The following is an 18,724-nucleotide window of genomic DNA, read 5'->3' as shown; positions in this document are numbered from 1 at the left end:
GGTTCCTCTCCGGGTGGCGGCGGGAGTTGGGGTAACTCTAGGCGGCGGTTGTATCAACAGACCGTGCGGGGGCCGTTGAGGGTGGGTACAGGAGTCGACGTGACGTTGGATACGGTGGCACCGGCGGGTCGGTGCAGCGGTATCTCACATGTGAGATAAGGTCCCGACCATGACCGATGACTACCTGAGCCGGATCGGAAACCTCATCCGGGACGCCCGTAAGCATCGCGGCTGGACGCAGACGCAGCTCGCGGAAGTACTGAACACCAGCCAGAGTGCGGTGAACAGGATCGAGAAGGGTCATCAGAACCTCACCCTCGAGATGCTCGCCCGGATCGGCGAGGCTCTCGACTCCGAAATTGTCTCTCTCGGAGGCGGCCCGGTCCACCTCCGCGTCGCCGGCGGCCGGCAGTTGTCCGGCGCCATCGACGTGAAGTCGAGCAAGAACGCCGGCGTCGCGCTGCTCTGCGCATCGCTGTTGAACAAGGGCCGGACGACGCTGCGCAAGGTCGCTCGCATCGAAGAGGTCAATCGTCTCCTCGAGGTGCTGAACTCGATCGGTGTCAGGACCACCTGGCTCAACGACGCCGGCGACCTGGAGATCATCCCGCCGACGCACCTCGACCTGAGCGCGATGGATGCCGAGGCGGCCCGTCGTACCCGCTCGATCATCATGTTCCTCGGCCCGCTGCTGCACCGCGAGGACGCGTTCGAGCTGCCGTACGCCGGCGGCTGCGACCTCGGCACCCGCACCGTCGAGCCGCACCTGACCGCGCTGCGCCCGTTCGGTCTCGAGGTGAAGGCGACCGGCGGGCAGTACCACGCGCTGGTGAACCGGGCGATCGCTCCGGGCAAGCCGATCGTGCTGACCGAGCGCGGCGACACCGTGACCGAGAACGCGATCATGGCCGCCGCCCGGTACGACGGTGTCACGGTGATCCGCAACGCCAGCCCGAACTACATGGTCCAGGACCTGTGCTTCTACCTGGACCTGCTCGGCGTGAAGATCGACGGCATCGGCACCACGACGCTGACCGTGCACGGCAAGGCCGACATCGACGTGGACGTCGACTACGCGCCGTCGGAGGACCCGATCGAGGCGATGAGCCTGCTCACCGCGGCGATCGTCACGAAGTCCGAGATCACCATCCGGCGCGCGCCGGTGGAGTTCCTGGAGATCGAGCTCGCGCTGCTGGAGGAGATGGGGCTCGACTACGACCGCAGTACGGAGTACCTCGCCGAGAACGGCCGTACCCGGCTCGTCGACCTCACCACCCGGCCGTCGAAACTGCACGCGCCGATCGACAAGATCCACCCGATGCCGTTCCCGGGCCTGAACATCGACAACCTGCCGTTCTTCGCGGTGATCGCGGCGACCGCCACCGGGCAGACCCTGATCCACGACTGGGTCTACGAGAACCGCGCGATCTACCTGACCGACCTGAACAAGCTCGGCGGCCGGGTCAAGCTGCTCGACCCGCACCGGGTGATGGTCGAGGGCCCGACGCACTTCTCCGGCGCCGAGATCATGTGCCCGCCGGCGCTCCGCCCGGCCGTCGTCACGCTGATCGCGATGATGGCCGCGAAGGGTACGTCGGTCCTGCGCAGCGTGTACGTGATCAACCGCGGCTACGAGGACCTGGCCACTCGGCTGAACTCGCTAGGCGCTCAGATCGAGACCTTCCGCGACATCTGAGTGGACGTCTGAGTGGACGTCTGAGTCCTGCAGAAAGGCGACCGCCTCGGCGATCACGGCGGGGTCCGAGAGGATCTTGCGGTGGCCGAGGCCGGTCGTCCGCAGGAAGTGCGCGCGGTCGCCGTAGTTGCGTAGCAGCACCTGGGCCTGCGCCGGGTCGACGATCTCGTCCTCGTCGTTGTGGATGACCAGCAGCTCGAGCTTTCCGGTCGTCACCGAGAAACGCTTCCAGATCTGGTCGTCTCCGTCGAAGTACCCCTGCTCGATCCGTCGCCGCAGCTGCTGGTTGATCTTCGGCCCCAGGCCGAGCTGGGCGCAGAACGTGTCGGCCAGGTACCCGAAGTCCGCGACGCCGCTGATCATCACCAGCCGCTTCGCCGCGACGCCTTCGCGGACGGCGTACAGCGCGAACGGTACGCCGAGGGAGTGCGCGATCACGCCCTCGAACGGGCCGTGGCGTTCCTCCAGCCCGCGGATGATGCGTTGGTGGCCGAGGATCGAGACGACGTCGCCGTCCGAGTCGCCGTGCGCGGGAGCGTCGTACGACACAGGGCTGTAGCCGAGCTCGAGCAGGCGCGTGATGAAGGCGGCGTACCGCGAGGCGCGTGAGCGCCAGCCGTGGACGAGGAGCACCGGGCGCTGCCCGTCGCCCCACGCGTAGGTCTTCACATTGTCGACAATCTCGACCCGCGCAGCGTTGTGGACCATCTGCTCATTCGGCCGGACCCGGCCGCGGGCGAGCGGACGCCGCCACAGGTTGAACGCGAGCCGCCCGCCGAGGCGCGGTGACAACACTCCGATTGTCTGCAATCCGACGCTAACCAGCTTCTGCATGACATCCCCTCCGGCAAACTATACGAACGGTCGTATTATTAGTTTTGCACAGCCTAGCAGTCAACGGGACTTAGGATCGGGAATCGTGGAGAAGGTCGACGGACGGTTGGCGCGGGGTGACCAGACCCGCCGCGCCGTACTGCGTCGCGCGGTCGACATCGCGTCGGTCGACGGGCTCGAAGGGCTGTCGATCGGGCGGCTCGCGACCGAGCTCGGGATCAGCAAGAGCGGACTGTTCGCACACTTCGGCTCCAAGGAGGAGCTGCAGTTGGCGACCGTCCGGGCAGCGCGCCGGATCTACGCCGACAACGTCGTGATTCCGGCCTACGAGGTGGAGCCCGGTCTCGGGCGGGTGTGGGCGCTGAGCCGGCACTGGCTGGACTACTCGCGCAGCCGGGTGTTCCCGGGCGGCTGCTTCTTCCAGAAGGTCTCGCACGAGTTCTCCGCGCGCGGCGGCGCTGTGCACGAGTACCTCGCCTCCGTCCATCACGAGTGGATGGACCTGATCGAGACCGCGGTCGCCGAGGCCGTCGAGCGCGGCGAGCTCGCGGCCGATCCGGCGCAGCTCGCGTTCGACCTGAACGCGTACTACGAGGCCGCGAACCTCGCCTCGATCCTGCACAACGACGAGACGGGATACGAGCGCGCCCGTCAGGCAGTGCGGATCCGGCTGGAGTCAGCAGTCGTTCCTGGTACGCCGGTGCCTTGGTGAGTCGGTAGGTCGCGGCGCCCGCGGATCGGTGACGCGAGGAGGACCAGACCGGCGAGCGGTGCGCCGGCTGTCGTGATCCAGAGGGCCGGGGTGAGGCCGAGGGTCTGGCCGAGTGTGCCGCCGAGAAGGGCGCCGAGCGGGATGGTGCCGTAGTTGACGAAGGCGTTGGTCGCGGTCAGCCGGCCGAACAGGTCAGGTGGGCAGTAGGACTGGAGGAACGTCGCCTTCACGACATTTCCACCGACCACGCCGAGGCTCACGCCGAACGCGCCGACCAGATAGAACCACGGACTCGCACCGCCCAGCGGGATCAACAACGCCAGCGTCGGCAGGCCGAGCTCGCATAGCAGCAGCGCACGCGCCGTACCGAACCGCATGGTCCTGCGGCCGACGAGCGCGCCGAGCACACCGCCGCTGGAGGCCGCCGCGATCAGCGTGCCGACCGTGCCGGCGGTCAGCCCGGCCTCGCGGACCAGGAAAACGACGACGATCGCCTGATAACCCATCAAGGCGAGATTCGAGACCGCGCCGAAGATCGTCAACGTACGCAGCCAGACATCGTGCGCGACCAGCCTGATGCCCTCCCGGATCGCACCGGCCTGCCGAGGCGCGTTCGTACGGCGTTCCCGGAAGCGGATCGCGGCCAGACAACCGAGCGCGACCAAGAAGCTGGCCGCGTCGACGAACAGTGCATTGGCCGCGCCGGCGAACTGCACCAGGAGCCCGCCGCACCCGAGCCCCGCGATCTGCGCGGCCGACGCGCTCCCGTGCAGTTTCGCATTGCCCTCCGCGTGATCGGACGGATCCAGAAGCGTCGGGAGATAAGCGGTGTACGCCGTCTGGAACACGACCGACGCGGCTCCGACGAGTCCTGCGATCACCAGGAGGAACTCGATCGTCAGCACGTCGCCGGCCAGCGGAACCAAGCCGGCCAGTGGAACCATGGCGAGCAGGAGGCCGGAGACGGCCGAGGAAACGAGCATCAGCGGACGTCGACGTACCCGATCGATCCAGGCGCCGGTGGGCAGGCCGATCAGGAGCCACGGCGCCCAGGCCGCCGCGGTCAGCAGGCCGACTTCGAAGGTTGTTGCGTCGAGCATCGAAATCGCGACCAGCGGCAGCGCCACCGACGAGATCGCGCTGCCGAAACGATTGATCGTCTCGCCGATCCAGAACAGGCGGAAGTCGCGGTGCGTTCGCAGCAGGCTCATGAGCGGCGCGGGAACGACTGCAGCTGGACGATGACGCGCTCCGACCCATCGGCCGGTTCAGCGCCGGTGTAGCGGTCGATGACGGCTCCGATCTCCTCGTTGAGCTTGTGCAGCTGCTCGGGAGTCAGGCGCAGGTTGCGCCAGTCCGAGAGGCCGGCTGCGTGCTGCCAGTCGGCCGGCCAGTCTTCGTCGACGTAGGCCCGGACGCGGTCGTAGTAGCGCTCCACGAGATCGCGCAGGTACACGTCGAGGGCGCGTCGCGTCTCCGGGTCGTCGAGGAACTCGGCCGGGTTGAGGACGGTCGGACCGTGGGGGAGCCGCCACCAGCGCTCGCGCTTCGTGCCGCGGTCGGGGTCCTCCTCGAGGTATCCGTGCTCGGCGAGCAGCCGCAGGTGCCAGCTGATCGTGCCGGTGTTCTCCCCGAGCCGCGTCGCCAACGTGCTCGACGTCGCCGGTCCGTCGAGCTCGATCGCCTCCAGGATGCGCATCCGGAGCGGGTGGGCGAGTCCGCGCAGACTTCGGGCATCGATCCGTCGCATGAATGCAGAGTACCCTCTGCAGAGGAGTCTCTGCAATCGGGATTTGTCGGTGGCCGTCCCTACGTTGGGGGCATGCGGCCTCATGTGGTGGCTCAGCTGGCGGTTTCGCTGGACGGGGTGACGTCGGGATTCGACGTCGACCTCGCACGGTTCTATGCGCTGGCGTCGCTGTGGCAGGAGGACGTGACGCTGATCGACGCCGGCACGATCCTCGCCCAGGAGAACGCCGTACTCGCGGCTCCTCGGCGCGGTCCGCGGGCCGAGGGTCCACTGCTTGCGGTGGTGGACGAGCGGGCACGGGTCCGGAGCTGGGACTCGTTGCGGGAGCTGGGCTACTGGTCCGGCGTCCTCGCGTTGTACGCCGATCAGACGCCGGAGCGCCCGCCGGACGCGACCACCCGTGAGCTGATCACCGGCTACGACCAGGTAGATCTCGTCGAAGTGTTCGATGTCCTGGGGCGCCGCGGCGTACAGACCGTCCGCGTCGACTCGCACGCAGTGCTCCGCACCTGTCTGGGCCTCGACCTGATTGATGAGCTGGCCCTCCTTGTCCACCCGGTACTGCTCGGAGGCGAGCCGTGGTACGACGTCCATCGCCTCAACCTGCGGCACGCCGGCACCGAGGTGTTCAAGGACGGCGTTGTCTGGATCCGCTATTGCGTCGCTACTTGACGGAGCCGGGTCAGCTACTGGGGGACGGAGTCGGCCTTGACCGCGTTTCGCCGTCCGATGGGCCGCGGCTCCCCTTTGGTGGTGTCGCGCGCCGCCTCCTCGTCGTACGCGAGGTTCACCGCGGTGAGCAGGTAGCCCACCCCGCCCGAGGCACTCCACAACGCGGCGATCACGGCGATCGCAACGCCGATGCCCAACCCTTGCCGCGGCGCCGACATCAGAGCGTCGAGCTGCTGGAGCAGCAGATCGCGCCCTGACGCCGGCATCGATGCGGCCAGATCCTTGACCTGATCGCGGATCTGAGCCGGATCGGCCACCAGCCCGTAGGCAAGCACCGCGGCGACGAGGGCCGGAAACAGCGAGAGGAACGAGAAGAACGCGACGCCGGCGGCGAGCAGTGGAACCTGGTCGGCCTTGGCCTCGGCCCAGGCTCGCCGGATCACCTGCCACCAGCCGGTCGCCGGGATCTCGGTCGGCTTGTCCGCATCCACTCCCGGAACCGCCGGTCGTCGTTCGTCCGTCATCAGCTCGAGGCACCTGCCTGCCGGACGGTGGCCGCCGAGTCCTTCGTCCCGTCGGCGACCTGCTGAGCCGCTGAACGGCCCTCGTCGGCCACCTCCGTTGCCGCCTCGGATGCGGACTGCTTGACGTTCTCCACGGCCTGCTGCGCCGGCTCCTGGAGATTCTCCTTCACCTCCTGGGCCATGTCCGCGGCATGTTCCTTCATCGGACCGGCGGCCTCCATCGCCTTGTCCTTGGTGGCCTGGGCCATCTCGCGTTCCCGCGTCGACACAGGCATCGCGGCGGCCGCGATCCACCCCGCCGCGAAGGCGACCATTCCGGCGGCCAGCGGCGTACCGCGGGTCCGCTCCCGGGCCATGTCCGGTGTCGAACTGACCGCGCTACCGACCTTGCTGCCGACGTCCTGCACTGTTGACACTGCCGAACCGGCGGTGTCGCTCACGGAACCGCCCACCGACTCCTCCGAGCCCATCACGCGTTCCTTCAGCCGGTGGACGCCGCCGCGCGCCCGCTCGACCCGCCGCCCGACGACGCGACCGGGGCTGACCTTCTCTGTCAGAGCGTCGACATCACGGCCCACGTTGCGCCGGGTCTGCTCGATGTTCCGCTTCAGCTCTTCCGGGTCTTCAGCCATTTCGCGTCCTCCTTGAGTGATTCGACCGTCTGGTCAGGTTTCGGGTTGACCTCCTGGAGCTCGTTGCGTCCCGTCATCGCCAGTACGGCGGCGACGATCGCCCAGATGGCGGCGACGATGAGTGCTGCCCAGATGAGATCCATTGCCTCGTCGAGAGCCCACATCACCGTCAAGGAGAGGAAGAGGGCCGCCAGCCAGCCGGCAACGGCCGCACCCCCGAGCATGCCCGCGCCCTTGCCTGCCTTCTTCGCCTCCGTCTGGAGTTCGGCCTTGGCGAGCGCCAGCTCCTGGCGTGTCAGTTGTCCCAGGTCGGTGGTGAGCTGGGAGACCAGCTCACCGACCGACTCGTCCATCGACAGCCGATGTGGACTGTTCCCCGCGGGGGGACCTTCGATGGTCATGTCACTGCTCCGATCCCGGCTCGAACCTGGGCGTCACCGGTGCACCCGGATCCGGGTCCGGCGCTACCGGCGTGGGAGGCGGCGCCGAAACCGGCGGAACCGGTGGCGCGGTCAGCGATCCGTTGCCGCTCGGCGTACTGCTGCCGTCCGATGTGCGGTCCGATGTGCCGTCCGATGCGAGGGCACGGGTGAGGCGGCCGGCGACGACGCCGGCGGCCGCGGCGACCAGCAGGAACGTGCCGGGCTTGCGCCGCGCGAATCCGCGAACCTCGTCCAGCAGGTCGCCGGGCTCGTGCTGCTCCAGGAAGTCCGCGGCCCGATCCGTGAAGCCGGCGCCGTGCCGTGCCAGCTGAGCCCCCGTGCTGGAACCGTGTTCCGCCATCCCGCGCAACTCTTCGCCCATCGAACGAAGCGCGTCGGCGGCCTTGTCCTTCTGCTGACTCGCCTGCCCCACCAGCTCTTGCCGCGTCTGACCGGCCAACCGTCGGGCCTCTTGACGAACGTCCGACGTCACGTCCGACGTTTTCTCCTTGACGGTCCCCGCAACGTCGCGAGCGGCCTCGGCCGAGGTCTCCGTCAGCTGCCCGGCTTCGTTCCGGGCTGTCTCGGTCACACCCTCTGCAGGCGGACTCTGTGCGTCCATCCGATGATTCGTCGTGTGCGTCATGCGACGGCTCCTTCCTGGAGCATTGATGACGTCGCGAGGCCCGCGTCAGATCCGCCGTACGAGAAGGACGGCAAGGGATCGAGAGGGTGGCCTGTCCAGGCGGAAGAGTGCAGCACCTCTGCCTCGCAACAAAAGGACTTGGCGAAATGGCACTCTTCCGTACCACCGCGAAACTGGTAGCCCGGTACCCGACGCCAAACGCATCGAAGCGCAGTTTTGTCGGTGGTCGCCGCTACTGTGAGCGGTGATGAGGAAGCAGCATGAGTGGTACGACGAGCACGACGCCGAGCGGTGGGTCGCCGAGCCGGTCAAGCGGCCGGGGCGGACCGCGTTCGCCCGTGATCGCGCGCGGGTGCTGCACAGTGCGGCGTTGCGGCGGCTGGCGGCCAAGACGCAGGTCGTGACGGCCGGCAGCGACGACTTCGTGCGGAACCGGTTGACGCACAGCCTCGAGGTCGCGCAGATCGGCCGCGAGTTGGCGGCGACGCTCGGCTGCGATCCGGACATCGTGGACGCAGCCTGCCTGGCGCACGACCTCGGGCATCCGCCGTTCGGGCACAACGGCGAGCGGGCGCTCGACCAGGTCGCCGCGGAGATCGGCGGCTTCGAGGGGAACGCGCAGACGCTACGGCTGCTGACCCGGCTGGAGTCGAAGACGTTCGACGCCGACGGACGCAGCGTCGGCCTCAACCTGAGCCGCGCGACCCTCGACGCCGCGACGAAGTACCCCTGGCCCCGCCGGCCGGACGAGCGCAAGTTCGGGGTGTACGACGACGACCTCGCGGTCTTCACCTGGTTGCGCCAGGGTGTGGGGGAGCGGCGCTGCCTGGAGGCGCAGGTGATGGACTTCGCCGACGACGTGGCGTACTCCGTGCACGACGTCGAGGACGGGATCGTCGCGCATCACATCGATCTCGCCGCGGTCGACGCCGAGCCGGCGCCGTACTGGGAGACGGTCCGGCAGATGTACTTGCCGGAGGCAACCGATGCCGAGCTGGACGAAGGCTGGGCGCGGCTGAAGGCGCTGAACTACTGGCCGCGCACCGCGTTCGACGACAGCAGGCAGGCGCTGGGCGCACTCAAGGACGTCACCAGCCAGCTCATCGGCCGGTTCGCGACCGCCGCCGAGCAGACCACGCACGCCGTGTTCGGCCGGTCCCGGCTCATCCGGTACGAGGCCGATCTGGTGGTACCGGACGGTATTCGCACCGAGATCGGGCTGTTGAAGGGCGTCGGCATGTTCCACGTCCTCAACTCGCCCGAACGCCAGGCCCGCCGGGCCACCCAGCGCGAGCTTCTCACCGAACTCGTCGAAGCCCTGTGGAAAACGGCCCCGCGGCACCTGGACGTCCCGTTCCGGTCCGACTTCGCGGAGGCGACCGACGACGCGGCCCGCCTCCGCGTCGTCGTCGACCAGGTCGCCTCCCTCACCGACCCCTCAGCCCTGGCTTGGCACGCTCACCTTGTCGAAGGGCAGGTCTAGGCCCAGCCTGTTGGTGATCGGCAGATTCTGCTCGCGGATCTGCTGGAGTTCATTGTCGGTGAGTGCCCGGCGGTAGACGCGGACCTCGTCGAGTGCGCCGTGGAAGCGGTTGACGCCGTCGACGCGCTGGCCGACATGGATGCCCTGCACCCCGAACTCCTTGCCCGCCGTCACCGATCCGGCCGGCGCCGCCACCGAGCCCACCTCGGCGCCGTCGACCAGCAGCCGCAGCTTCCCGCCGACCCGTTGCAGTACGACGTGATGCCACTGGTCGTCGTTGTACGCCGACGCCGACTGGACCGTCACGTTGAAACGGTCGACCGACAGCAACGCGCGGATCCGTTTGCTCTCCGGCTCCGCCCGCAACCACACCTGCGGCGTACTACCGGAGCCGGTCCGGTACGCCCACAGGATCGCGTGCGTCCCGGTCGTCGCGCCGTACCTGATCCACGCCATCATCGTGAAGTCGTCGGCGCCCAGATCGATCGACCGGTCGTACGGCACCTCGACGTAGTCGTCCACCCCGTCCAGCGCGAGTCCGTTCCCGAACTTGCCTGCGGCAACAGTCGCTCCACCGCGCACGTACGCCGGATTGCGCGCCGGGCCGACGTCAGGCGCCAGCGGCCCGGGCGCGGGCGGACCGGGGATTCCCGGCGGCGTCCCGTTCGGCGTCGAGAGAAACGCCTCGTTGAACCGCGCCCAGCGGATCGACTCGTACGGGTTCGCGACACCGGCCTCGTACAGCAACCCGGCCTCGTCACCATCCAGCCGGACCATGTCGGAGTACGCCGACGGACCCCAGTAGAAGACCTTCCCCTGCTGCCAGGTGCCGAACGAGCGCGCCTCGTCGTACGACGACCGCACGGTCATCACCTCGCGCGCGGCCGGGTGCGCCGGCGCCGAGAACAGGATCCGGTTCCGCCGATCGCCCTCGTTGTGCGCGCTGAACCGCAGTAGCGAACCCTGCACATCGGGCATCACCAACTTCGGGATCGTCCGGAACGGCGCGTCGAAGCTGTCCCCGCCGTCGCTGCTGACCGCGTACGCGCGGTTGCCCGGATCGGTACCGCGTTCACGGGCCAGCGCGTAGATCCTGCCGTCGGTCAGCTCGACCACAGTCACCTCCTGCGCGATCACCGAACCGTCGTCCCGCGAGGTCGTCGCGCCGATGTGCCAGGTCTCGCCCGCGTCGTCGGAGTACAGCAAATGGGTGCCGTACACGTGTGGCCCCACCCCGTCGTACGTCTCGAAGCTGGCGCCGACGATCAGCCGGCCGGCGTGCGGGCCGTGTTCGAGCTGGATGCCGTGCATCGGGCCGGTCGCGTACCAGAAGTTCCAGCTCGGCAGCTTCGCGTCGGTCAGCTCGCGCGGCGCGGTCCAGGTCGCCCCGGAGTCGTCGCTGGTCTGGACGTACGGGTCGCGGTCGCAGCCGTTCGTGCACGGCTGCGGGCCGTTGTGCGTTGTGACGAGGACGATCCGTCCGGTCTTCCGGTCCACGATCGGGACCGGGTTGCCGTGCGTACTGCCATTGCCGTCCGAGACCACCTGCAACGGGCCCCAGGTCTTGCCGCCGTCGGTCGAGCGGCGCAGCACGATGTCGATGTCGCCGTCGTCACCGCAGTCCGCGACCCGCCCCTCGGCGAACGCGAGTACGTCGCCGTTCGTCGCGTGCACGACGGCCGGGATCCGGAAGCACGAGTAGCCATCGGTCTTCTGCTGGAACAGCACACTGTCGTCCACGAAAGGCGATGTGCCGGCGCGGGCGGGCGGTGCGGTGAGGGTTGTGAACACCAACAAGGCGGCGGCCGCAAGACGGCCTGGTGCGAGAACGCGCATGGCTCTCCCAGGAGGGTCATAGGACGTATGATGTCCTGCGAAACCGTAGTCATCGACGCGGTCGGCGACAAGGGGTTGCGGAGGACTATCGTTCAGTCATGGCTGATGCAGAGCAGATCGTGATCGTCGGTGCGAGTCTCGCGGGAGCGACCGCGGCCGAGGCCCTTCGGAAGGACGGCTGGAGCGGTGGCATCGTCCTGATCGGCAGTGAGCAGTCACTGCCGTACGAGCGACCTCCGCTGTCGAAAGGTGTCCTGCTCGGCAAGGACGAGACCACGTCCGCACAGTTGCACGACCAGCAGTGGTACGACGACAACAACATCGACCTGCGCCTCGGAGCCACGGTCACCGCGCTCGATCCGGCCGCGCACACGGTCACGCTCGACGACGGCTCGCAGGTGTCCTACACGAAGCTCCTGATCGCGACGGGCAGCCGCGTCCGCAAGCTCGACGTACCGGGTGCGGATCTGCCGGGTGTGCACTACCTGCGGACGGCCGAGGAGGCGCAGGCGCTGACCGACGCGTACGCCGCGAAGCCGCGCGTCGTCGTGGTGGGCGCCGGGTGGATCGGGCTCGAGGCCGCGTCGGCTGCCCGCGAGCGTGGGTGCGAGGTGACGGTCGTCGAGCCGCAGTCCACCGCGCTGGCCGGCGTACTCGGTGAAGAGGTCGGTGAGTTGTTCGCGGAGTTCCATCGGCAGCACGGGGTGCAGTTCCGGTTCGGGGCCGGGGTGGAGTGGTTCGAGGGGACGGACAAGGTCACCGGAGTTCGCGTGGACGGCGAGGTGATTCCGGCGGACCTGGTGGTGATCGGGGTCGGCGTACAGCCGAACACCGAGCTGGCCGAGGCGGCCGGTATCGAGGTCGCGACACCGGAGAACGGTTCGGGCATCGTCGCGGGTGCGGACCTGCAGACTTCGGTCGCGGACGTGTACGCCGCCGGTGACGTGGTCCGCTGGGACCACCCGCTGTTCGGGCGGTTCGTCCGCGTCGAGCACTGGCAGAACGCGAAGGACACCGGCGCCTCGGCCGCGAAGGCGATGCTCGGGCAGGACGTGGCGCACGACGCGATCCCGTTCTTCTTCACCGACCAGTTCGACCTCGGGATGGAGTACGCCGGGGACGTCCCGCGCGGAACGTCGTACCAGGTCGTCCTCCGCGGCGACCCGAAGTCCGGCGCCTACCTGGCGTTCTGGCTCGACGACGACCACCACGTCCTGGCCGGCATGCACGTCAACACCTGGGGCGCGACCGACGGCATCCGCGACCTGATCCGCTCCGGCAAGCAGGTCGACCCTGCCCGCCTGGCCGATTCCTCGGTTGACCTCGCCGACGTCTAGAGCGGGTAGGTGACGTAGGCGAACGACGCGCTGTCCGGCGACCAGCTCGGGACGTTCATCGTGCCCTGGCCGCCGAACAGGCTCGTCAGTTCGCGGATCTCACCGTCGTTCGTCAGCAGGCGCAGGCGGACGTCGTCGATGTCGGCCGGGTGGCCCTCGGTGCCGGGCGGGAAGCTGACGTACGCGACGGCCGACCAGTCCGGTGCCGGGTGCGGGAACCAGTTGACCCGCTCGTCGAAGGTCAACTTCTCGATCGCACTGCCCTCGACCAGCACCCGGAACAGCTGGGCGTGCCCGTCCCGCTCGGAGTTGAAGTAGATCCACCGCCCGTCCGGGCTGAACTCCGACCCGTCGTCCGCGAACATGTCGTCGGTCACCGGTACGTCGGCGCCGCCCGCGGCCGGGATCGTCCACACGTTGGTGATCCGCCGGTCGCCGACCCACTCCAGCCCGATGTACGCGAGCGTCGTACCGTCCGGCGATACGCCGTGCAGGTAGTGGTGGAAGCCCGGGCCGCGATCGTTCGTCACCCGGCGGCCGGGTCCGCCGTCGATCGGTACGGCGTAGATGTGGCCGTCGTTCGCCGATACGTAGACGGTCCGCCCGTCCGGACTCACCACGTGATCGTTGTTGATCGCGGGTACGCCGCCGAGTTCGATCTCCTCGAGTGCGTCCGTCACCCGGAACAGCAGCCCGTTGCCGTTGACAACCAGAGTGCCGTCGGGGAGCCAGTTCGGCGCCTCGAACAGGACCTCGTCAGAGCTGAACACCAGCCGGTGGGTGTTGGTCGCGACGTCGACGACGTACAGCTCGGACCGCTGACCTGGGCGAAGGGTACGTGGCATACCCGCAAACCTACGTGATCCGCCCGGCTAGACTCGCGGGGTGGCAGGCCGGATCAAGGAAGAGGACATCGCGCTGGTGCGCGAGCGCGCCCGGATCGACGACATCGTCGGCTCGTACGTGACCTTGAAGAACGCCGGCGGGGGCAACCTGAAGGGCCTCTGCCCGTTCCACGACGAGAAGTCGCCGTCGTTCAACGTCACCCCGTCCCGCGGCTTCTTCTACTGCTTCGGCTGCCAAGAGGGCGGCGACGTCATCGACTTCATCCAGAAGGTCGACCAGATCACCTTCTCGGAGGCGGTCGAGACGCTGGCCTCGAAGGTCGGCATCCAGCTGCGGTACGAGGACTCCGGAGCGCCGGTGCAGCGCGGCCCGGGCAACCAGCGGCCGCGGCTCGTGGAGGCGCACAAGGTCGCGGCCGAGTTCTACGTCGACCAGCTGTTCGGCGCGGCCGAGGCGTCGATCGGGCGGCAGTTCCTGGACAAGCGCGGCTTCGACAAGGATGCCGCCGTGCACTTCGGGGTCGGGTTCTCGCCACGCGGCGGCGAGGCGCTGATCAGCCACCTCCGCGGTCGCGGTTTCACGAACGCCGAGCTGGTCGCGTCCGGCCTGGCCGCCGACGGGCAGCGCGGGCTGTACGACCGGTTCCGCGGCCGGCTGATGTGGCCGATCCGGGACGCCTCGTCCGACGTGATCGGGTTCGGCGCGCGCCGGCTGTTCGACGACGACCGGATCGAAGCGAAGTACCTGAACACCCCCGAGACGCCGATCTACAAGAAGTCCAAGGTCCTGTACGGCGTGGACCTCGCCCGCCGCGAGATCGCGAAGGGCCGGCAGGCCGTGGTCGTCGAGGGCTACACCGACGTGATGGCCTGTCATCTCGCGGGCGTGCAGACCGCGGTCGCCACCTGCGGTACGTCGTTCGGCGACGACCACGCGCGGGTGCTGCGGCAGCTGCTGCTCGACCACGACCAGTTCCGCGGCGAGGTGATCTTCACCTTCGACGGCGACGCGGCCGGTCAGCGCGCGGCGGTCAAGGCGTTCGAAGGCGACCAGGCATTCGCCGCGCAGACGTACGTCGCGGTCGAGCCGGACGGGCTGGACCCGTGCGACCTGCGGCTGCAGAAGGGCGACGCCGCGGTCCGGGAGCTGATCGGGCGGCGCGTCCCGCTGTACCGGTTCGTGCTGGGGAACGTGCTGTCGAAGTACGACCTGGACCGGGCCGACACCCGGATCGACGCGCTGCGGGACGCGGCGCGGCTGGTGATCAGCATCCGCGACCGGTCGAAGGTGGACGCCTTCACCCGCGAGCTCGCCGGGCATCTGGGGATGGACGAGGACCAGGTCCGGTCGGAGGTCTACAAGGCCGCGTCCAGGCAGCCTTCGACTTCGGGGCAGGTGCGCATACAAGCGTCTCCGCAGGCGGCTGGGGCGGCGGAGCCCGCCCGGCCGCGGGTGGACATCCCGTCGCCGCGGGACCAGCGGTTCGTGATCGAGTGGGACGTGCTGAAGGTCGCGATGCAGCATCCGGCGCTGGTCGGGGGCGCGTTCGACGAGCTCGACGACCACGACTTCACGCATCCGTGGCTCGGCGCGATCCGGGCCGCGATGGCGAAGATCGGTGGGCCGGCCGCCGCGCCACCTGGTGAGGCCTGGGTGGTCGCCGTACGCGATGCCATCGGGAACGATCCGGCGGCCGCGGTGGTCGGTGCGCTGGCCGTGGATCCGCTGCGGCTGGGGCGGGAGCCCGACGAGCCGTATGCGCTCGCGTTGCTGGCGCGGCTGCAGGAGCTCACGTGCGCGCGCCGCATCCAGGACCTGAAGTCGAAGCTGCAGCGGACGAACCCGATCGAGCGCGCGGACGAGTACAACCGGAGGTTCGGCGAACTCATCGCGCTCGAGGCCTACAAGTCCGAGCTCCGCAACCGCGCAATCTCCGGGGCGATCTAGCTCTTCTTCTTCAGGTGTGAGACCAGCTTCGCCGTCTGGTCGGCGTACTCGGCGGCGAACTCCTCGCCGTCGACGTCCAGGCCGAGCGCCATGGCGATCTGTGGGAACACCACCGGCGCGGCCGCGAGGCCGAACAGCGCGAGTGCGGTGTGCCGCGGATCCAGATCGGGCGCGAGCTCACCGTCGTCCTGCCGGCGCTTGAAGTCCTCGACCATCGCCCGGAAGCGGGCGCGCTGCCCCTCCCGATCCAGGTTGCTGGTGTCCCGCTCAACGGCCTCGCGGACGAGCAGGCGGAGCAGGTCCGGCTGCGCGATCGCGGCGCCCGCATACGCCCCGACGACTTCGCCGAGGGACTCCGCGTCCGCTGCGAGCTCCGGCTCGCCGGCCCGCCAGCGGTCGGCGACCGCACGGTACAGACCCTCCTTGCCGCCGAAGTAGTACGAGATCAGTTGCTTGTTGACGCCTGCTCGGGCGGCGATCTCGCTCACCCGCGCCCCGCTGAACCCGTGCGCGCCGAACTCGACCACCGCCGCGTCCAGCAACTGCTGCTTGCTGCGCTCGGGGTCGCGTTGCCGCTGCTCGGGCTCCGGTGATCTCCGCACGAAAATCATCCTAGCGGACTTCCATCCGGCGTGCTAACTTAATCAACCAGACGGATGACAAAGTTTGCCATACGGGTGATTGGAGTCGGAGATGAAGGTCGCGATCATGGGTGCCGGGATCGGTGGGCTGGCGCTGGCGCAGGGGTTGCTCGAGGCGGGCGTGGACGTCACCGTGTTCGAGCGCGATCCCTCCGCGCAGTACCGCAAGCAGGGCTACCGGATCCACATCAGCCCAGTCGGCGAGCAGGCGCTGGCCGCGATGCTGCCGGACGCGGTGCGGCGTCGGGTGATCGCCACGGCGACGCAGCCCGGTGATCTGGTGGCGGGCTTCGACGCCCAGCTGAACCAGCAGTTCGAGCAGGTGTATCCGGTGGCCGGTCCGGATGCGGTGACCTCGGTGGATCGGTATGCGTTCCGCCGCGCGTTGATGACCGGGCTCGATGATGTGCTGCAGTTCGGCAAGCAGTTCGCGTCGTACGTCGAGACGCCCGACGGGGTCGAGATCGCCTTCGCGGACGGGACTTCCGCGGTCGCGGACGTGCTGGTCGGCGCGGACGGTGTCGGTTCGCGGGTGCGTGGTCAGCTGGTCCCGGAGCTCGACGTGCTGGACATCGGGGTGCGCTGCATCTACGGGAAGGTGCCGTTGACTCCGGCCGTTCGGGACGTGGCGCCGGAAGCCTTCCTTCGCGGGTTCTGCTTCGTGAGCGACGGATCCGGTCTCGGCGCGGCGTTCGCGCCGGTGGTGTTCCGCGAGCCGCCGGCGGAGTACGGCGACTATCTGATGGCGGTGCTGACCGGGACGAACGCGGTGCTCGGTGCGTCGGACGAGGAGCTCTTCGCGATGAGCCCGGCCGACCTGTGGGCGATCGTGGAGCGGTCCGTGGCCGATTGGCATCCGACGGTTCGCGAGCTGGTCGACGCGGGGGAGCCCGGCGCGGCCTTCCCGATCACGCTGCGGACCTGCATCACCGTCCCGTCGTGGTCCTCGTTGCGCGTGACCCTGTTGGGCGACGCCGTACACCCGATGACCCCAGCCGCGGGCGCCGGAGCCAACACGGCGCTCTGGGACGCCGCGCGACTGACCCGCGCACTGACCTCGGACCAGGACCTCGTGACGTACCAGCAGGAGGTGATCGCCAACTCGCAGCCCATCGTGACCGAGTCCCTGCACAACGCCGAGCGCATGTTCAAGGTCTCGGTCTGAGCCGATCCCGCAACCCTTCCTGTACGTCGGGCAGCCGCTCGAGCATCACGAGCGCGCTCTCGTGACGCGCCCGGGCGTAGAGCTCGAGTGCCGGATTGACGGCAGCGGGAGCGTCGAGCGGTTCAGCGAGTGGGTACGTCGACGCGAGGGTGTAGGCGCACCCCGCAGCGACCGAGGACACGAGGTCGTCGACGTGCGCCGCGGGCTGTTTGTCGCGGTATGCGAGCAGCAGCTCGGCGAGCCCGTCGATCCAGTCGTCGCCGAGCGTCACGGTCCGCGGGTCGCAGCCGATCCGGGCGATCTCCCACGCGGTGAAGCGCGGGCTCGGCGGCTGGAAGTCGATCACGGCGGCGACCTCGTCGCCGCACAGCATCAGATTCGGAGAGGCGAGATCACCATGAACGATCTGCACCGTCAGGTCCGGCAGTTCCGCGAGGATCGTGCCGGCCCGGTCGAGCAGGCCCCGGCGCTCCTTGGCGGCCTCCCAGGCCCACTGCTCGAACGGGCTGAGGCGCGTGCGGCTCGCATATCCGTCGATCAGCCGGTCGAAGGATCCCGCCGCCTTGCCAACATCCCGCACGCCGGCAGCCGGTTGCTTCGTCGGCGTCGCCGCCGGATGCTCGGCCAATCGTCGATGCAGTCGGCCAAGCACGGTGCCGATCGACTGCCAGCGAGCACCGGTGATCCCGCCCTCGGCCGTCTCGCCCTCGACGAACTCCCACAACGACATCGGCCCCCGAGCGCAGATCAGGTCGCCGTCGAGAGTCCGCCGTACTGCCGGCACCGGGACTTCACCTTGACGGGCGAACTCGGCCAGTTCGATCGCGGCGCGTTCACGCTCGAGGTCGCCGCGGTAGACCTTGGCGAACCACCGCCGGCCGTTCTCGTCGACCACGCGATAGTTGATCGTGTTGGTGCCAGCTGGGATCCGGTGCAGTTCGGCCGCGTGGACGCCGTACGAATCTTGCAGGACCTCCGCGAGGTCAGTCAGGATCATTTCCCCTCACGCCGTCGACGGCCTCGCGCAGGACATCGGCATGACCGGTGTGTTTGAGGTACTCCTCGAGCAGGTCGATCGCGATGCGCCGGCGGTTCGAGGTCCAGGCCGGGTCCGGGTCCTCGACCAAGGTGTCCAGGCCGCCGTCCGCACTCAGTTGTTGCCAGGCGGCGCGGGAGCGCGCGGCAGCGGCGTACCAGAGCGCGTAAAGCTCGTCAGGGTCGTCGGTGACCGCGGATTCCCAACCCCAGCGGTCGTTCTCGACCCAAGTGCGGGTGTCCCACGGCGGGGCGAGAGGCTGTCCGGCTGCCCGCGCGGTGAAGCCGTCCTCCACGAACGCCAGGTGCTTGATCAGCCCCGCCAGCGTCATCGTCGACGGTGGATGCGTCTGCCGAAGTTGCTCGGCGGTGAGTCCGCCGGTCTTCCACGCGAACTGCTGCCGAACCCGGTCCAAGGCGAACTGCAGCGTCTCCACCTCGTTGCCCCGCGGGCAATGATCGAGCGGCAGATCCTTCCAGTCCATGACCACCCCTTCGTCGACGCTCGTCGTGAGGCAGCCCAGCATGCCGCACCCGACGGACCAA

Annotated in this window: 19 protein-coding genes; 7 read left to right on the top strand and 12 right to left on the bottom strand. The window is 68.8% G+C overall.

What is annotated here, in order from left to right; genetic code table 11:
* Positions 1-169: 169 nt before the first annotated feature.
* Positions 170-1,696: a UDP-N-acetylglucosamine 1-carboxyvinyltransferase gene (locus EV647_RS06615; RefSeq protein WP_133999907.1), complete on the top strand. Its 1,527-nt coding sequence runs from the start codon at positions 170-172 to the stop codon at positions 1,694-1,696.
* On the opposite strand, the gene EV647_RS06610 is transcribed toward EV647_RS06615, so the two are convergent.
* Positions 1,661-2,530, bottom strand: coding sequence for an alpha/beta hydrolase (locus tag EV647_RS06610; RefSeq protein ID WP_133999904.1), 870 nt, complete (start codon positions 2,528-2,530; stop codon positions 1,661-1,663). The two genes, EV647_RS06615 and EV647_RS06610, sit on opposite strands and share 36 nt — an antisense overlap.
* Before the next feature lie 85 nt (positions 2,531-2,615).
* Here EV647_RS06610 and EV647_RS06605 point away from each other — a divergent pair, with 85 nt between their 5' ends.
* Entirely contained in the window at positions 2,616-3,242 is a 627-nt protein-coding gene (locus tag EV647_RS06605; RefSeq protein ID WP_238175183.1) for a TetR/AcrR family transcriptional regulator, read from the top strand.
* Here the strand turns inward: EV647_RS06605 and EV647_RS06600 are convergent.
* A complete protein-coding gene (locus EV647_RS06600) occupies positions 3,182-4,453 on the bottom strand; it encodes an MFS transporter (protein WP_133999898.1) in 1,272 nt (423 codons plus the stop codon). The two genes, EV647_RS06605 and EV647_RS06600, sit on opposite strands and share 61 nt — an antisense overlap.
* Positions 4,450-4,992, bottom strand: a complete 543-nt coding sequence (locus EV647_RS06595; protein ID WP_133999895.1) for a winged helix-turn-helix domain-containing protein — start codon at positions 4,990-4,992, stop codon at positions 4,450-4,452. Before EV647_RS06595 ends, EV647_RS06600 begins: the two co-directional genes overlap by 4 nt.
* 72 nt (positions 4,993-5,064) lie before the next feature.
* Between EV647_RS06595 and EV647_RS06590 the strand changes: the two genes are divergently transcribed.
* Positions 5,065-5,664: a dihydrofolate reductase family protein gene (locus tag EV647_RS06590; RefSeq protein WP_133999892.1), complete on the top strand. Its 600-nt coding sequence runs from the start codon at positions 5,065-5,067 to the stop codon at positions 5,662-5,664.
* A gap of 14 nt (positions 5,665-5,678) precedes the next feature.
* Here the strand turns inward: EV647_RS06590 and EV647_RS06585 are convergent, their stop codons facing one another.
* From EV647_RS06585 to EV647_RS06570, 4 genes are read right to left on the bottom strand one after another with little or no spacing between them, the layout of a single operon-like run.
* Positions 5,679-6,155 (bottom strand): YihY/virulence factor BrkB family protein, encoded by a 477-nt coding sequence (locus tag EV647_RS06585; RefSeq protein ID WP_238177057.1) that lies wholly within the window; start codon positions 6,153-6,155, stop codon positions 5,679-5,681.
* 32 nt (positions 6,156-6,187) lie between these two features.
* Complete coding sequence (locus EV647_RS06580) at positions 6,188-6,820, bottom strand: DUF3618 domain-containing protein (protein ID WP_133999885.1); 633 nt, start codon at positions 6,818-6,820, stop codon at positions 6,188-6,190.
* Complete coding sequence (locus EV647_RS06575) at positions 6,796-7,221, bottom strand: phage holin family protein (protein ID WP_133999882.1); 426 nt, start codon at positions 7,219-7,221, stop codon at positions 6,796-6,798. Before EV647_RS06575 ends, EV647_RS06580 begins: the two co-directional genes overlap by 25 nt.
* A gap of 1 nt (position 7,222) precedes the next feature.
* Positions 7,223-7,888 (bottom strand): CsbD family protein, encoded by a 666-nt coding sequence (locus EV647_RS06570; protein ID WP_133999879.1) that lies wholly within the window; start codon positions 7,886-7,888, stop codon positions 7,223-7,225.
* Positions 7,889-8,135: 247 nt separating this feature from the next.
* Here EV647_RS06570 and EV647_RS06565 point away from each other — a divergent pair, with 247 nt between their 5' ends.
* Positions 8,136-9,371 carry a deoxyguanosinetriphosphate triphosphohydrolase gene (locus tag EV647_RS06565; protein ID WP_133999876.1) on the top strand — a complete coding sequence of 412 codons (1,236 nt, stop codon included), beginning with the start codon at positions 8,136-8,138 and terminating at the stop codon, positions 9,369-9,371.
* Here EV647_RS06565 and EV647_RS06560 read toward each other — a convergent pair.
* Entirely contained in the window at positions 9,327-11,207 is a 1,881-nt protein-coding gene (locus EV647_RS06560) for a sialidase family protein (protein ID WP_202876055.1), read from the bottom strand. The genes EV647_RS06565 and EV647_RS06560 overlap by 45 nt on opposite strands.
* Positions 11,208-11,305: 98 nt before the next feature.
* On the opposite strand from EV647_RS06560, the gene EV647_RS06555 reads away from it, so the two are divergent.
* Positions 11,306-12,544 (top strand): NAD(P)/FAD-dependent oxidoreductase, encoded by a 1,239-nt coding sequence (locus EV647_RS06555; RefSeq protein ID WP_133999873.1) that lies wholly within the window; start codon positions 11,306-11,308, stop codon positions 12,542-12,544.
* Here EV647_RS06555 and EV647_RS06550 read toward each other — a convergent pair.
* Positions 12,541-13,389 (bottom strand): PD40 domain-containing protein, encoded by an 849-nt coding sequence (locus tag EV647_RS06550; protein ID WP_133999870.1) that lies wholly within the window; start codon positions 13,387-13,389, stop codon positions 12,541-12,543. The genes EV647_RS06555 and EV647_RS06550 overlap by 4 nt on opposite strands.
* A 40-nt stretch (positions 13,390-13,429) precedes the next feature.
* Here EV647_RS06550 and dnaG point away from each other — a divergent pair, with 40 nt between their 5' ends.
* Positions 13,430-15,337, top strand: coding sequence for a DNA primase (dnaG, locus tag EV647_RS06545; protein WP_133999867.1), 1,908 nt, complete (start codon positions 13,430-13,432; stop codon positions 15,335-15,337).
* Here the strand turns inward: dnaG and EV647_RS06540 are convergent.
* Positions 15,334-15,939 carry a TetR/AcrR family transcriptional regulator gene (locus tag EV647_RS06540; RefSeq protein ID WP_238177056.1) on the bottom strand — a complete coding sequence of 202 codons (606 nt, stop codon included), beginning with the start codon at positions 15,937-15,939 and terminating at the stop codon, positions 15,334-15,336. The two genes, dnaG and EV647_RS06540, sit on opposite strands and share 4 nt — an antisense overlap.
* A 91-nt stretch (positions 15,940-16,030) precedes the next feature.
* Here EV647_RS06540 and EV647_RS06535 point away from each other — a divergent pair, with 91 nt between their 5' ends.
* Entirely contained in the window at positions 16,031-17,143 is a 1,113-nt protein-coding gene (locus EV647_RS06535; RefSeq protein ID WP_133999861.1) for an NAD(P)/FAD-dependent oxidoreductase, read from the top strand.
* Here the strand turns inward: EV647_RS06535 and EV647_RS06530 are convergent.
* Both EV647_RS06530 and EV647_RS06525 read right to left on the bottom strand, forming a co-directional pair.
* Complete coding sequence (locus EV647_RS06530; protein ID WP_202876054.1) at positions 17,127-18,140, bottom strand: phosphotransferase; 1,014 nt, start codon at positions 18,138-18,140, stop codon at positions 17,127-17,129. The genes EV647_RS06535 and EV647_RS06530 overlap by 17 nt on opposite strands.
* The gene (locus EV647_RS06525; RefSeq protein WP_133999858.1) at positions 18,127-18,663 is read right to left on the bottom strand and encodes a DUF664 domain-containing protein; all 537 of its coding nucleotides are present in this window, start codon (positions 18,661-18,663) and stop codon (positions 18,127-18,129) included. The genes EV647_RS06530 and EV647_RS06525 overlap by 14 nt, the downstream gene beginning before the upstream one ends.
* Positions 18,664-18,724 lie beyond the last annotated feature (61 nt).

It is taken from the genome of Kribbella sp. VKM Ac-2566 (genome assembly GCF_004366005.1).
In the GTDB taxonomy this organism is placed as follows: Bacteria; Actinomycetota; Actinomycetes; order Propionibacteriales; family Kribbellaceae; genus Kribbella; species Kribbella pratensis.
This window is presented reverse-complemented; position numbering and strand designations above follow the sequence as displayed.